Below are 14,140 nucleotides of genomic sequence, written 5' to 3' on the forward strand. Positions count from 1 at the left end.
TATGACCCAGGCCAACGCGCCCGCCTCCCCACGCTCCACCCTCGTCGTCACGGCCCATGCCGGGGACTTCGTGTGGCGGGCGGGCGGCGCCATCGCCCTGGCCGCCGCCCGCGGGGAGAAGGTCACCATCGCCTGTCTGACCTTCGGCGAGCGCGGCGAGTCCGCCAAGGCGTGGCGCGAGGGCAGGAAGCTCGACGAGATCAAGGCGATACGCCGGGACGAGGCCGAGCGTGCCGCCGCCACCCTCGGCGCCGAGGTCCGCTTCTTCGACGCCGGTGACTACCCGCTCATCCCCACCGGCGAGCTGACCGACCGACTCGTCGCCGTCTACCGCGAGACCCAGCCGGACGTGGTCCTCACCCACCCGGTCGAGGACCCGTACAACGGCGACCACCCGGCCGCCAACCGCATGGCGCTCCAGGCCCGCATCCTCGCCCAGGCCATCGGCTACCCGGGTGAGGGCGACATCATCGGCGCCCCGCCCGTCTTCTACTTCGAGCCGCACCAGCCCGAGATGAGCGGCTTCCGGCCGGAGGTCCTGCTGGACATCACCGAGGTGTGGGACACCAAGCGCAAGGCCATGGAGTGCCTGGCCGCCCAGCAGCACCTGTGGGCGTACTACACGGACCTCGCCGTCCGCCGTGGCGTCCAGCTCAAACGGAACGCCGGCCCGAACCTGGGCCTTGCGCACGACACCATGGCCGAGGCGTACATGCGGCCGTTCCCGCAGATCGCGAAGGAGCTGGCATGAGCGGCGTGATCGTCACCAATCCGCCGAAGGCCGCTGCGAAGGACGTCGAGGCGCTGGCCGGCTTCGGCGTGGCCACGGTCAGCGAGGCGATGGGCCGCACCGGCCTCCTTGGACCGGAGATCCGCCCGATCCAGCAGGGCGTACGAGTCGCGGGTACGGCCGTCACCGTGATCGGCTGGCCCGGCGACAACCTCATGATCCACGCCGCCGTCGAGCAGTGCGGCGAGGGCGACATCCTGGTCGTCACCACCACCTCGCCCTGCACGGACGGCCTGTTCGGCGAGCTGTTCGCGACCGCCCTGAAGCAGCGCGGCGTGCGCGGTGTCGTCCTCAGCACGGGAATCCGCGACACCCAGGAGCTGCGGGAGATGGGCTTCGCCGCCTGGTCCCGGGCCGTCTCCTCGCAGGGCACGGTCAAGGCCACCGGTGGTTCGGTCAATGTGCCGATCGCCATCGACGGCCAGGTGATCCGCCCCGGCGACGTGATCCTCGCCGACGACGACGGGGTTGTCGTCATACCCCGTGAACGCGCCCGCGAGACGGCGGAGCAGGCGGAGGCCCGCGAGGCCAAGGAGGCGGCCACCCGCGCAGCCTTTCTGGGTGGCCAACTCGGCCTGGACCGCTACGGGTTGAGGGGGACCCTCGAGCGGCTCGGCGTCGAGTACCGGACGTACGAGGAGTACGCGGGGGAGCGGCCGTGACCGGCGGACCGGAGGAGGTCCGCTGTCTGCTGATGCGGGGCGGTACCTCCAAGGGCGCCTACTTCCTCGCCGACGACCTCCCCGCCGAACAGGCCCTGCGCGATGCGCTGTTGCTGCGCGTCATGGGCAGCCCCGACGAGCGGCAGATCGACGGACTCGGCGGCGCGCACCCGCTCACCAGCAAGGTGGCCGTGGTGTCCGCCTCGACCGATCCGCGCGCCGACGTCGACTACCTCTTCCTCCAAGTCGCCGTCGACCGGCCAGAGGTGACCGGCCATCAGAATTGCGGGAACATCCTCGCCGGCGTCGGCCCGTTCGCCGTCGAGCGCGGGCTTGTGGCGGCGGGGGAGGAGGAGACCTCCGTCCGCATCCGCATGGTCAACACCGGCGACTTCGCCACGGCGACCTTCTCGACCCCCGGCGGTCGCGTCGACTACACGGGAGACGCCGAGATCTCGGGCGTGCCGGGGACGGCCGCGCCCGTCGTCATCGAATTCCCCGCCGGAGCACGGAGGCTGCTGCCCACCGGCAAGGTCCGGGACGAGATCGACGGCACACCCGTGACCTGCGTGGACAACGGCATGCCGACGGTGCTCGTCGCTGCCTCGTCCCTCAAGGTCACCGGCTACGAGTCGCCCAAGGACCTGGAAGAAGATGTCGCGCTGGCCGACCGACTGCGTGAAATCCGCCTGGAAGCAGGGTGGTTGATGGGCCTCGGTGATGTCTCGGACACCACCGTGCCCAAGGTCACCCTCCTCGCCCCGCCCCGGTACGGCGGCGCGATCTCCACCCGCACCTTCATCCCGGTGCGCTGCCATACGTCGATCGGTGTGCTCGGCGCGGCCGGCGTCGCCGCCGGGCTGCGGATCGAGGGCGGGGTGGGCGCGGAACTCGCGCGGCTCGATGCCGGCAGCGACCGTATCCGTATCGAACACCCCACCGGATTCCTGGACATCGAAAGCAGCCTCGCCACCGGTCGCGACGGACTCCCCGCCGCCCGCCGCACCGCCGTGGTCCGCACGGCCCGCAAGATCTTCGACGGCACCGTCTTCCCACGTTCCGCCGAGACGGCACCCGTCCCCCCGCACCCCGAAGGAGGTCACCGATGACCCCGCCGCTCGGCGACATCGCCCACATCGGCCATGCCCAGCTGTTCACCCCGGACCTGGACGCCAGCATCGCCTTCTTCACCGACTACCTCGGCCTCACGGTCAACGGCCAGGACGGCGACACGGTCTATCTGCGGACCTTCGACGACTACGAGCACCACAGCCTGGTCCTCACCGCCCGCGAACAGCCCGGCCTCGGCCGGCTCGCCCTGCGCACCTCAAGCGAGGAGGCACTCCATCGCCGTGTCAAGGCGATCGAGGAGGCGGGCGGCAGCGGCAAGTGGGTCGAGGACGAACCCGGCCTCGGCAGGCTCTACTTGACGACCGACCCGGACGGCCACGAGCACGCCCTGTACTGGGAGAGCGAGCACTACCGGGCCCCCGCGGAGCTCAGGCCCGCACTGAAGAACCAGCCGCAGGCCAAACCCAACCGGGGCGTCGGGGTGCGGCGACTGGACCACATCAACTTCCTCGCGGCCGACGTGCTCGCCAACGCCGAGTTCCAGCAGGATGTGCTGGGAGCCAGGCCGACGGAACAGATCCGGCTCGACTCCGGCAGGGTCGCGGCGCGTTGGCTGACGTACACGAACAAGTCGTACGACATCGTCTACACCGAGGACTGGACCGGCTCCACCGGGCGGCTGCACCACATCGCCTTCGCCACCGACACCCGCGAGGACATCCTGCGCGCCGCCGATCTCGCCATCGACACCGGCGTGTTCATCGAGACGGGCCCGCACAAGCACGCCATCCAGCAGACCTTCTTCCTGTACGTCTACGAGCCGGGCGGCAACCGCATCGAGCTGTGCAACCCGCTCACCCGCCTCGTGCTCGCGCCCGACTGGCCGCTGATCACCTGGACCGAGGAGGAGCGGAAGAAGGGGCAGGCCTGGGGCCTGAAGACCATCGAGTCGTTCCACACGCACGGGACACCGCCCTGACCCGCTGTTCTCGCCGGCGTCCGGGATCCGCGCCATCTCCGGCTGTGTCCCGGGGCCTTCGGCCTCGGCGGTCTGACGGGGCTGCTGCAGCGGGTACGTGCGGTCGACGGCACCTTGCGCGTCAGCAGCCCGGAGGGCGGGCCGACGGTGGCGAGGGTCGCACGGCCGCTGCACGCGTGAGGGGGCGCCGAGGAGGTGAGGGAGCATTCCGGTATCCGTGTCGTGACCGCCGAGGACGCCGCCGTACCGCGGGAGTTGCTGGCCCAGATGCCCACCGGGCGCGGCCATGAGGTGTGCGCCGCCGTGGGCGACGCCGAGGGGTTGCGGGCGGCCGTCGCCGAGCAGCGGCCGGACGTCGGCGTCGTCGACATCCGTATGCCGCCCACCGACACGGACGAGGGCCTGCGCGCGGCCACCGACACCGGGCCGCGAACGTGGCCGAGTTCGCCGACGCCCTGACCCGGGTGGCGGCCGGCGGGACGGCCTTCGACGCCGAGGTCGTCCCCCAGCTCGCCGGTGCCGGCCGCCGGGGCGAGGACCTCGAAACACTGACGGCACGCGAGCGTGAGGTGCCGGCGCTGATGGCGCGGGGCAGGTCGAACGGCGCGATCGCGCAGACCCTGGTCATGCCGGCCGGCACGGTGGAGGAACATGTGGCCGCCGTTTTCGGCAAGCTGGGCCTCACGGCCCCGGAGGACGCGAACCGGCGGGTGCCGGCGGTGCTGCGCCGGCCGGGCGCATGAGCGGCTGACGTCGGCAGCGGACTGCTGACCAGCAGAGACACCGAACCACTCCTAGACTTGCAGCGGAAGCGAGCCCTCCAGTGGTCCGTCCTGGTGCGTCAGGTGCGGGAAGGCGGTGACGCTCCATGCCGTACGTCGCAGTGAGCGCGGTGAGCCATCCCGGGCTGCTGCGCGAGCGGAACGAGGACAGCCTCGTCGTCGGACCGTGGACCCTGTGCGCCACCGTGACCGACAGCCCGCAGACACTTGTCTTCCCCCTGGTGAGGCCCCTGGTCGTCGCCGTCGCCGACGGGCTCGGCGGACATCCCGGCGGCGACGTGGCCAGCGCCCTGGTCGCCCGCCGGATCGCGTCCATCGGCCCTGCCCTGGACGACGAGGACGCCGTCCGCGCCGCCCTGAACGCCTGCAACCGTGCCGTGTACCAGGCCGCGGCGGAGGACAGCGAGCTCACCGCCATGGGGACGACCGTGGCCGGCATCGTCGTACGACCCGGCTCGCTGCTGATCTTCAACGTGGGCGACAGCCGGGTCCTGGCCGCCTCCCGCGACGGCCTGCGCCAGGTGAGCGTCGACGACAGTCCACCGCTCGCCCCCGGCCGGCGCACCACGTCCCTGGTCACCCAGTGCCTGGGCGGCAGTCCCGGCTACCGGGCCATCAGCCCCCATGTGGCGACGGAGCCCCTCTCACCCGGCGACCGCTACCTCGTCTGCACGGACGGTCTGACCGACCCGGTGACGACGGACGTCATCGAGGAACTGCTGAGAGACCACGACGACGGCCGGGCTGCCTTCGAGCTGTGGAAGGCCGCGATCGCGGCGGGCGGGCCCGACAACATCACGCTGGCGGTCGTACGGGTCGCGGACGAACGATGACCCGAGGACAACGTCCGCACCGCGGCCGCCCTCCACCTGGGCAGACAGTGCACGACAGCAAGGACCGCTACGGGCGCACGGTCGTCATGTCCGCGGGACCTCGCCCCATGAGCGCTGCCGGGCGGCCGACGGGGCAACGTTCGGTCATGCTGGGACAGGGAGCATCTCTTCCTGCGGCAAGGAGCACCGTATGGACACGGACCCGGTCGGACGTTTCCTGGCAGCCCTGGGCCCCGAGCAGCGCGTGGCCGTCGGCGCCAAACCGCTCCAGGAGCAAGAACGCCTTGCGGCGGCCTGGGAACAGGAACTCGAAGCGGACGACGAACTCGACACCCTCGACGAACTGTCACCGCCGGCAGCAGAGGCCGAGGCGGCCCGCCGCATCCTGCAGAGCGCGACCGACTAGCGGCCGCCCGGCAGCCGCCGAGCGGCCACTCAGTCGAGACAGAACTCGTTGCCCTCGATGTCCTGCATCACGATGCACGACTCGTTGACGCCATCTGCACGCAGCAGACGGACGCGCGTCGCACCGAGCGCGACCAGTCGTGCGCACTCCGCCTCGAGGGTGGCGAGGCGCTCCTCGCCCACGAGGCCGGTTCCGGCTCGCACGCAGAGGTGCACGCGGTTCTTGACGACCTTGCCCTCGGGAACACGCTGGAAGTACATGCGCGGGCCGACCCCTGTGGGATCCATGCAGGCAAAGGACGCCCCCTGACGCTCAGGCGGCAGCGAGCGGTCGAATTCGTCCCAGGTGGCGAAACCCTCGGGCGGCGGCGGTACGACGTACCCCAGAACCTCGCACCAGAAGCGGGCGACGCGCTCGGGTTCTGCACAGTCGAAGGTGACCTGGAACTGCTTGACCGATGACATCGGCGCACCCTAGCAGGGTGATCATCTGCTCGGTTCCGTCGGGTCCGCAGGTGGGCGGAGGTCGGGTGAGAGAGCGTCAGGAGTTGCTCGTGGCGCCGACGATGGCGGAGAAGATCCGGTCCTGCGGGGAGGTCGGCACATAGAAGAAGCCGTTGTTGCGGCCGAGCCGCAGTACCGCCGCCTCGTCCGCGACCGCCTTGACGTCTCCCAGGTTGTGACTGATGAGGATCACTCCTATGCCCTGCTCGCGGAGCTCCTCGACGAGGTCGAGGACGTGACTGGCCTGTGCGATGCCGAGCGCCGCGGTGGGCTCGTCCAGGAGCACGGCCTTCGGCCGGCCGAGGAGCGCGCGGGAGATGGCGACGGTCTGCCGCTGGCCCGCGGACAGTGAAGCGACCGGAGCACGCAGGTCGGGGACGCGGATGCCCAGCGTGTCGAGCTGCCCGCGCGCCTCCCTGCGCATCCCGCTGTCGTCCATCGACCGGAACAGGCGGCCCCGGGCGCCGGAGCACCGGCGCTCCCGCCCCAGGAAGAGGTTCGCGGCGACATCGAGGTCGTCGCACAGTGCCAGGTTCTGGTACACGGTCGCGATGCCCAGGCGCTGGGCGATCCGGGGAGTCCTGATCTGGACGGCCCGTCCCTCCCACTCGATGACGCCCTTGTCGGGGGTGTCCACCCCCGAGATGACCCTGATCAGGGTGGACTTGCCGGCACCGTTGTCACCCAGAAGGGCGACGACCTGGCCCTTGTGGACCTCCAGGTCAACGTCCTTGAGGGCCTGTACGGCGCCGAACCGCTTGGAGATCCCGTGCAGCGCGAGCAGCGGCGGCCCAGTCACGCGCACCTCGCCTTCTCCGCGCGACCGCGTTGCCGCCGCACGGCCCCGGTGGAACCCCGGCCCCGTTCCGATCACCATCTTTCGTCCCTATCCGGACGTATGCAATGCAGAACGCGTGAACCCGTCCGAACGGCGTGTGCGGTCGCGTCCGCGTGCAGAGAAGACTGAAGCGACACAGTGCGATATGTATGAACAAACTGGGCACGCGGTGTAGATCGCTGGGGTTCCACGACGTCGGACCCGGCCGGAGGAGGGTGTCACCGATGGCACACCACTGCACCGTCCGCAGGCGCGGTCGGCCACGGAGTCCGTGCGCGGGGCCGACGCTGCTCCTGGTGGGAACCATGCTGGTCGGCGCCGCGGCCTGCGGCGGAAACCAGGCCTCCACGGGCGGCCAGGAGACGGGGAAGGTCACGATCGGTCTGGTGACCAAGACGGAGACCAATCCGTTCTTCGTGGCTCTGCGCGAGGCCGCCCAGGCTGCGGCGAAGAAGAAGGGTGCCGAGCTCATCGCCCTGTCAGGCAAGTTCGACGGCGACAACGAGGGCCAGGTCGACGCGGTGGAGAGCCTCATCGCCCGCCATGTGCGGGGCATCATGATCACACCGTCGAACACGACGGGGATCCTGGGTGCCATCGCCGAGGCCCGCCGGCAGGGCATCCTGGTGATCGCGCTGGACACCGCGACGGACCCGGAGAACGCGGCGGCGGCCACCTACGCGACCGACAACTTCAAGGCCGGACGCCTCCAGGGCGCCTATGTCAGAGCCGTGCTCGGCCGCCGGGCCCCCAAGCTGTTCATGCTCGACGGCACGGAGGGCTCCACGGTCAGCCAACAGCGCCACGACGGTTTCCTCAGCGGCTTCGGGATCAAGGACGACTCACCCGCGATCCGCGGACGGGCGATCACCAACGGCGACCGCAACCGGGGACAGACCGCGATGGAGAACCTGCTGCAGCGCACGAGCGACGTGAACTCGGTGTACACCATCAACGAACCGGTGGCCGACGGCGCCTACACGGCTCTCGCGGCCCGCGGTCTGAGCGGGCGGGTGACCGTCGGCTCCATCGACGGCGGATGCGCGGGCGTGCGCGACGTCAGGTCCGGGAAGTACGCGGCCACCGTCATGCAGTTCCCGGGCAGGATGGCCGACCTGGGCGTGGCCGCGGTCACCGACTTCGTCAGGCACGGGAAGAAACCGTCCGGTTTCACGGACACGGGCACGCAACTCATCACCGAGAAGCCGGTGCACGGGCTGGCGTCCCGCGACACGGGCTGGGGACTCCGGCACTGCTGGGGGTGACCTCCGGGCGCCGACCGGGCGAAGGGATCAGTAACGGATCATGAGATCACCCGTGACCACCAGTGCCGCCACCGAGGGTGAGCCGGGCACCGCGCTGCGGGACGCACTGCGGTACGCCCTGCGCACACCGACCGTCGGCCCCCTCGCGGCCCTTGCCGTCGCCGTACTGGTCTTCTCGGTCGCGACGGACACGTTCCTGACGCCCGAGAACCTCGCCCTGGTGCTGCAGCAGTCCATCGTGACCGGCACGCTGGCACTGGGCCAGACCCTGATCATCCTCACGGCGGGCATCGACCTGGCGAACGGGGCCATCGCGGTCCTCGGCACTCTCGTCATGGCCAAGCTCGTCTTCGAAGGGCACGGCCCCGCGGGGGCGCTGCTGCTCGGCCTGCTCACGGCGACCGTCCTCGGGCTGGTCAACGGCCTGCTCGTGGCGCGCCTGGGCCTGCCTCCGTTCATCGTGACGCTGGGCGCGCTGACCGTCATCTACGCCGTCGCCAGGCTCTACTCCAACTCCCGCAGTTTCCCGGTCACCGACGATCTGCTCGTCTTCTGGGGCAACGGCGTCCACGTCGGCAGCGTCCTCGTCACCTGGGGGACGTTCCTGCTCGTGGGCCTGTACGCGTTCTTCTGGTACGGCCTCGCCAAGACGGCCTGGGGCCGGCACATCTACGCCGTCGGCAACGCCCCCGAGTCCGCCCGCCTGACCGGCATCAACGTGCAGCGCACGGTCCTGTCGGTCTACGTCACCGCCGGCCTCCTCTACGGCATCGCCGCCTGGCAGGCCCTCGGCCGTATCCCCAACGCCGACCCGAACTCCTACCAGACGGCGAATCTGGAGAGCATCACGGCCGTCGTCATCGGCGGGACCAGCCTCTTCGGCGGCCGGGGAAGCGTCGCCGGAACGCTCATCGGGACACTCATCGTCACCGTGCTCCGCTCCGGCCTCACCCAGGCGGGCATCGACAGCCTCTACCAGGACGTCGCCACCGGGACCCTTGTCGTCGTCACGGTCGCCGTCGACAGGGTCCTGCGCAGGGGATCCACCCGCTGACGCCGAGACGCCGTCGTTCAGCGACCGGGCCCGAGCTCCGCGCGGTCGTCGAGCGCTGCAGGCCCGGCTGCGCGGTGGTCGCCCCCGGTCGAAGCGGTAGCGGGTGATAACCGTTGGCCGGGCTCCATGTGGTTCTGTCAGGGTGGCGGGCGTGAGGCCGTTCCTGGTCCTGGACGCCCACCGCTTCACCGATGCCCTGATCGCCTCCATCGGCGATCCCGCCCTGCCGGAACCACACCGACCGTCGTGTCCGGTACATCGCCGGACCGGATCTGTCCGCCTGACCGCCGAGCGATCAGTGCCCGCGCTGACCGTCACGGAGGCAGCACCACTCGTCCCCGTGCCCGAGCTGCCGCACCGGCTCGCCGGGGACTCCCGCCGTCTTCATCTCTGACGCGTACGCCGCCCGCCTCGCGCTCTCGATCATCGCCTCGCTGTCGGACACGGCGTTCGCCAGGCTGGCGCAGCACACCGCCAGCAGCAACGCACCCCCGACGAACGGCAGCGCCCGCCGTGGCGGGGGAGGCGCGAGCAGCGCGCGTACCCGCTGCGGTACCGCGCCTCCGGCCGCGGCCAGCAGGCCCGTGCGGGGCGGGTGTGCCGCGGAGGCGAGCGCGGCGCGGCCGACCGAGCGCGCGACGATGCGCCGGTCGCCGACCTGCGCGGCGGCCTCCTCGTCCGCCCAGCGCTCGAGGATGAAACCGCCCGTCGCGGCCAGCGGGCGCAGCAGCGGACTGACGGCCGCGGTGAGCCGCCACAAGGTCTGGAAGAGATGGTGCCTGCCCCGCAGATGCGCCCGCTCATGAGCCAGCAGCGCCTCACGTTCGCTGTCACCGAGGCAGCGCAGCATGCCGCGGGAGACCACGATCCGCCCGGGTGCGCCGGGCAGCGCGAAGGCGGTCGGTGACGCGTCGTCCAGGACGGCCAGTTCGGTGTCGCCCGACAGCCGCCGGCACTCCCGGCGCGCCCACCTCAGCTGCCGCACCTGGCGTACGGCGGCCACCCCGAGCCCGGCGCAGGAGGCGGCCAGGGCGAGGGCCGCGGCCGTCGCGACGGTGAGGTACACCGGGTCGTCGGCGCTCAGTTCCGACACCGACCACCGGCCCTCCGCGGCGACCTCCGGGATCCGCGCGAACCCGGCGAAGGCCAGCAGGGCCAGCGACCCCAGCCAGCCCAGCGCCGTCACCAGAGCGCCACAGGCCAGCGCCCAGGCGGCCGGACGCGGAGCCAGCCGCCGTGCGGGACCGGGGACGAGCACCGCGAGGACGACGGTGACCAGGAGAGGGACGTAGACGCTGATCCGCACCGGCTCACGGCTCCTTGCCGGCGTGCCCGGAGTCGTCGCCGGTGTCCTGGTCGGACAGCAGCCGGTGCAGCAACTGCTCGTCCTCCTGGGACAGTTCGGAGACGAAGCGGCTGAGGACCGCCTCGCGGTCGGAGCCGTGCTCGAGCAGGGCGTGCATCTGATCGGCGGTGTGGGAGGCCTCGTCGCGGACGGGTGCGTAGGCGTAGCCGCGGCCTGCCCGGTGCCGGACGAGCATGCCCTTGTCGTACAGCCGCGACAGGATCGTCAGCACGGTCGTGTAGGCGAGATCGCCGGGCAGCCGGTCCCGGACCTGCCGTGCGGTCAGCGGCTCCTCGGCTCCCCACAGCGTGGCGAGCACCCCGCTCTCCAGCTCACCGCGCGCCCGCCTGCCGACTGCCTCGCCCTCCCGGTCGTGCACTGTTCACCTCACCGTCCTTCGTCGCTCGGTGGCTCAGCCTATCCGTCATTCCACTACGACATGTAGGACATGGGTCCGGCCTCCCGGGACCGACCGTCCGGCGCCCGGCGCTCGGCAGTCTCAGCGGACGGTGGTGCGCACCCCGTCCAGTGCGATCGCCAGGATGCGATCGCGCTGGGCGTCGTCGTCGAAGGCCGTGGCCGTGATGCCGGCCACCATCCGCAGCAGGTCGACGAAGTCCATGTCCTTGCGCGCCTCGCCCGCCGCCTGGGCCCGCTCGAACAACGGGCCGCCCGCCGCGTACATCGACTCCCGGCAGGCCTGGAAGATCTCGGATTCGTCGTTGAGGGCCTCGCGGACGGCCCGCTTGGTCACCATGTATCCCGCGAACCGGCGCAGCCAGGCCGTCAGCGCCTCCCACGGCTCCAGCCCGGCGACCTCCTGCGCGACCCGGCACAGCTCGTTGACGTCGCTCGCGTAGACGCTTTCGAACAGATCGCGGCGGGTCGGGAAATTGCGGTAGAGCGTGCCGATGCCCACGCCCGCACGACGCGCGATGTCCTCCAGGGAGGCGTCGGAGCCGTGCTCCGCGAACGCCTCGCGGGCCGCGTCCAGCAGGGCGTCGTAGTTGCGTGCGGCGTCCTTGCGGTGCGGCCGCCGGGACGCCACGATCTCGCCGACGGGGAACGTCACGGGTGCCTCCAGAGCTGGATCGATACGGAGGAGTGCCTCCGGTACTTGAAGCGGAGGTGTGCCTCCGCTAGAGTGGAGGTACACCTCCACTTTACCAGTGGACGGTACGTCCACACCTTTCCGCGACCGCTCACCGCGGCCGTCGGCGTGCCCGAACCCGCCCACCGGCGCTCCGGGCCCGCACGACCGTGGCCCGAGAACCTCGGCCGCACCCCGCTCGTTCGGAGAGGCCCTTCATGCCCCGCAAGCCCACCCGTCTCACCTTCGCGGTCCTCGCGACCGGCGCCGGTGTGTTCGCCATGCTGCAGTCGCTGATCGCGCCGGCCCTGCCGACCGTCCAGCATGCGCTGCACACCTCCCAGTCCACCGCGACCTGGGTGATGACGGCCTATCTGCTGTCCGCCTCGGTCTTCACCCCGATCCTCGGCCGCGTCGGCGACCTGATCGGCAAGAAGCGCACCCTGGTCGCCGTCCTGTTCGTCGTGCTGCTCGGCTGTCTGCTCGCCGCGCTCGCCCCGGACATCGGCGTCCTGATCGTCGCCCGGGTCGTCCAGGGCGTCGGCGGCGCGCTCTTCCCGCTCTCCTTCGGCATCATCCGCGACGAGTTCGCCCCGTCCCAGGTCAGCGGCAGCATCAGCAACCTGTCCGCGGTGATCGCCGCGGGCGGCGGCGTCGGCATCGTCGCGGCCGGACCCATCGTGTCCGCGCTCGACTACCGCTGGCTGTTCTGGATCCCGGTCGCCGTCGTCGCGGCCACCGTGCTCATCGCCCTGCGCTATGTACCCGAGTCGCCCAACCGGGCCCAGGGCAAGGTCAGTTGGCTGGGCGCCGGCCTGCTCTCGGCCTGGCTGGTGGCCCTCCTGCTGCCGCTGAGCCAGGCGGGCAAGTGGGGTTGGGGCTCCGCGAAGGTGATCGGCCTGTTCGCCGCGGCCGCGGCCCTGTTCACCCTGTGGCTGCTGTCCGAGGCCCGCTCCCGCACCCCGCTGATCGACCTGCGTGTCATGCGGCTGCCGGCCGTGTGGACCACCAACACCGCCGCCCTGCTGTTCGGTGCGGGCATGTACGCGCTCTGGTCCTTCCTGCCGGCCTTCGTCCAGACGCCCGCCGCCGCGGGCTACGGCTTCGGGGCGAGCGTCACGGCCTCCGGCCTGCTGATGCTGCCCATGCTGGTGGCGATGTTCCTCTCCGGCATCCTGAGCGGCCGTCTGGAACCCGTGGTCGGCGCGAAGTCCCTCCTGACCACCGGCGCCGCACTCGGCGCCGTAGCCCTGGGCATGCTCGCCCTCTGGCACTCCGCGCAGTGGCAAGTCGCCGTCGTCTCGGGCGTGTTCGGCCTCGGCATCGGACTGGCCTTCGCCTCCATGGCGAACCTGATCGTCGGCAGCGTCCCGGCCTCCCAGACCGGCGCCGCGACCGGCATGAACGCCAACATCCGCACCATCGGCGGCTCCATCGGCGCCGCGGTCACCAGCGTCCTGGTCACCGGCCGCCTCCAGCCCTCGGGCCTGCCGTACGCCTCCGGCTACACCCACGGCTTCGCCCTGCTGGCGGTGCTGTGCCTGGCCGCGGCACTGGCGGCCCTGCTGGTCCCGACGGCCCGCAAGGCCCGCCTCACCGCTCCGGCCCGCATCGCCGACCGGACCCCCGCCGAGCCGGAAGCGGCCGCATCCGGCACCCGCGGCTGACCCGGGGCCGACCCGGACTGCCGGGTCGGCCATCGGCCCAGGCCGTAACACCGCTGTAGGTACGGTAAGGTTGACCTGCGCGATCACGCGGTTCACCGCGGGAAGCGCACCGGGACGTGGCGCAGCTTGGTAGCGCACTTGACTGGGGGTCAAGGGGTCGCAGGTTCAAATCCTGTCGTCCCGACGGTGTGAAGGGTCTTCGCAGGCGACAGCCTGTGAGGGCCCTTCTTCTGTGCGGGGTCCGGCCGCGGCGCACGTCACAGCCGGACGATGACCAGGGCGATGTCGTCGAGGGCGCCCCCTGCGACGCCCAGGTGGGCCAGGAGGTGTCGGCCAGGCGGTCCGGGCCGAGGGTGCGGTGCAGGCGCAGGACCTCGACCAGGCGGGCGATTCCCTTCTCGATGTCGTCGCCGCGTCGTTCGATCAGACCGTCGGTGTACAGCACCAGGGTGGCCCCGGGCTCGTAGGGCTGACCGGCCTGTGGGCGGGGCACGTGCTGGGGCCGGGCTCCCAGCGGCGGGTCGGTGGCCTTGTCCAGCAGGTCACAGGTGCCGTCCGGCTGCATCAGGACCGGCGGCGGGTGTCCCGCGTTGCTGTAGATGATCAACTGGCTGCGGGGGTCGACGAGTGCCTTCACGGCGGTGGTGTTCAGCGCCCCGTCGACGGACCGTGCATACAGGCCCAGCACCTCCAGCGCCCGGGCGGGCGACTCCAGTGCCCGGATCGCGGCACTGAGCGCACTGCGCAGCATGCCCATCACGGCGGCCGCCTCCAGGCCGTGGCCGACGACGTCGCCGACCGCCACCGCGAACCGGCCGTCGGACAGGTTGACCATGTCGTACCAGTCGCCGCACA

Annotated in this window: 14 protein-coding genes, 1 tRNA gene and 2 pseudogenes; 11 read left to right on the forward strand and 6 right to left on the reverse strand. The window is 71.3% G+C overall.

Annotation, left to right across the window (positions count from 1 at the left end; genetic code table 11):
• The first annotated feature begins 1 nt into the window (after position 1).
• The 7 genes and pseudogenes from ACIBW9_RS17995 (at position 2) to ACIBW9_RS18025 (ending at position 5,523) form a co-directional block, all read left to right on the forward strand.
• Positions 2-751 carry a PIG-L deacetylase family protein gene (locus ACIBW9_RS17995; RefSeq protein WP_398956023.1) on the forward strand — a complete coding sequence of 250 codons (750 nt, stop codon included), beginning with the start codon at positions 2-4 and terminating at the stop codon, positions 749-751.
• Complete coding sequence (locus ACIBW9_RS18000; protein WP_398956025.1) at positions 748-1,452, forward strand: 4-carboxy-4-hydroxy-2-oxoadipate aldolase/oxaloacetate decarboxylase; 705 nt, start codon at positions 748-750, stop codon at positions 1,450-1,452. Before ACIBW9_RS17995 ends, ACIBW9_RS18000 begins: the two co-directional genes overlap by 4 nt.
• Positions 1,449-2,561, forward strand: coding sequence for a 4-oxalomesaconate tautomerase (locus ACIBW9_RS18005; RefSeq protein WP_398956027.1), 1,113 nt, complete (start codon positions 1,449-1,451; stop codon positions 2,559-2,561). The genes ACIBW9_RS18000 and ACIBW9_RS18005 overlap by 4 nt, the downstream gene beginning before the upstream one ends.
• On the forward strand, positions 2,558-3,502 hold the full coding sequence (locus ACIBW9_RS18010; RefSeq protein WP_398956030.1) for a catechol 2,3-dioxygenase: 945 nt from the start codon (positions 2,558-2,560) through the stop codon (positions 3,500-3,502). Before ACIBW9_RS18005 ends, ACIBW9_RS18010 begins: the two co-directional genes overlap by 4 nt.
• 213 nt (positions 3,503-3,715) lie before the next feature.
• Positions 3,716-4,245 (forward strand): annotated as a pseudogene (locus ACIBW9_RS18015) (response regulator transcription factor).
• A gap of 125 nt (positions 4,246-4,370) precedes the next feature.
• On the forward strand, positions 4,371-5,117 hold the full coding sequence (locus tag ACIBW9_RS18020; protein WP_398956032.1) for a PP2C family protein-serine/threonine phosphatase: 747 nt from the start codon (positions 4,371-4,373) through the stop codon (positions 5,115-5,117).
• 190 nt (positions 5,118-5,307) lie between these two features.
• Positions 5,308-5,523, forward strand: a complete 216-nt coding sequence (locus ACIBW9_RS18025) for a hypothetical protein (protein WP_398956034.1) — start codon at positions 5,308-5,310, stop codon at positions 5,521-5,523.
• A gap of 29 nt (positions 5,524-5,552) precedes the next feature.
• Here ACIBW9_RS18025 and ACIBW9_RS18030 read toward each other — a convergent pair whose 3' ends face one another.
• Complete coding sequence (locus ACIBW9_RS18030; RefSeq protein ID WP_398956036.1) at positions 5,553-5,987, reverse strand: VOC family protein; 435 nt, start codon at positions 5,985-5,987, stop codon at positions 5,553-5,555.
• Positions 5,988-6,063: 76 nt separating this feature from the next.
• Positions 6,064-6,825 (reverse strand): ATP-binding cassette domain-containing protein, encoded by a 762-nt coding sequence (locus ACIBW9_RS18035; protein ID WP_398956038.1) that lies wholly within the window; start codon positions 6,823-6,825, stop codon positions 6,064-6,066.
• A gap of 344 nt (positions 6,826-7,169) precedes the next feature.
• Between ACIBW9_RS18035 and ACIBW9_RS18040 the strand changes: the two genes are divergently transcribed.
• Both ACIBW9_RS18040 and ACIBW9_RS18045 read left to right on the forward strand, forming a co-directional pair.
• Entirely contained in the window at positions 7,170-8,129 is a 960-nt protein-coding gene (locus ACIBW9_RS18040) for a substrate-binding domain-containing protein (RefSeq protein ID WP_398956489.1), read from the forward strand.
• Between the two features lie 52 nt (positions 8,130-8,181).
• Positions 8,182-9,183, forward strand: a complete 1,002-nt coding sequence (locus tag ACIBW9_RS18045) for an ABC transporter permease (protein WP_398956040.1) — start codon at positions 8,182-8,184, stop codon at positions 9,181-9,183.
• Between the two features lie 295 nt (positions 9,184-9,478).
• Here ACIBW9_RS18045 and ACIBW9_RS18050 read toward each other — a convergent pair whose 3' ends face one another.
• The 3 genes from ACIBW9_RS18050 to ACIBW9_RS18060 all read right to left on the reverse strand — a co-directional run bounded on the left by ACIBW9_RS18050 (position 9,479) and on the right by ACIBW9_RS18060 (position 11,612).
• Positions 9,479-10,489, reverse strand: coding sequence for a M56 family metallopeptidase (locus ACIBW9_RS18050; protein WP_398956042.1), 1,011 nt, complete (start codon positions 10,487-10,489; stop codon positions 9,479-9,481).
• Positions 10,490-10,493: 4 nt separating this feature from the next.
• Positions 10,494-10,907, reverse strand: coding sequence for a BlaI/MecI/CopY family transcriptional regulator (locus tag ACIBW9_RS18055; protein ID WP_398956044.1), 414 nt, complete (start codon positions 10,905-10,907; stop codon positions 10,494-10,496).
• 120 nt (positions 10,908-11,027) lie between these two features.
• The gene (locus ACIBW9_RS18060) at positions 11,028-11,612 is read right to left on the reverse strand and encodes a TetR/AcrR family transcriptional regulator (RefSeq protein ID WP_398956491.1); all 585 of its coding nucleotides are present in this window, start codon (positions 11,610-11,612) and stop codon (positions 11,028-11,030) included.
• Between the two features lie 224 nt (positions 11,613-11,836).
• Here ACIBW9_RS18060 and ACIBW9_RS18065 point away from each other — a divergent pair, with 224 nt between their 5' ends.
• The gene (locus tag ACIBW9_RS18065; protein WP_398956046.1) at positions 11,837-13,285 is read left to right on the forward strand and encodes an MFS transporter; all 1,449 of its coding nucleotides are present in this window, start codon (positions 11,837-11,839) and stop codon (positions 13,283-13,285) included.
• Between the two features lie 110 nt (positions 13,286-13,395).
• Positions 13,396-13,469: transfer RNA gene (locus tag ACIBW9_RS18070), tRNA-Pro, on the forward strand.
• Positions 13,470-13,670: 201 nt separating this feature from the next.
• Here the strand turns inward: ACIBW9_RS18070 and ACIBW9_RS18075 are convergent.
• Positions 13,671-14,120, reverse strand: a pseudogene (locus tag ACIBW9_RS18075) (PP2C family protein-serine/threonine phosphatase); the annotation flags it as partial.
• Between the last annotated feature and the right edge of the window lie 20 nt (positions 14,121-14,140).

The sequence above is a fragment of the Streptomyces sp. NPDC049541 genome (assembly GCF_044465725.1).
GTDB lineage: Bacteria > Actinomycetota > Actinomycetes > Streptomycetales > Streptomycetaceae > Streptomyces.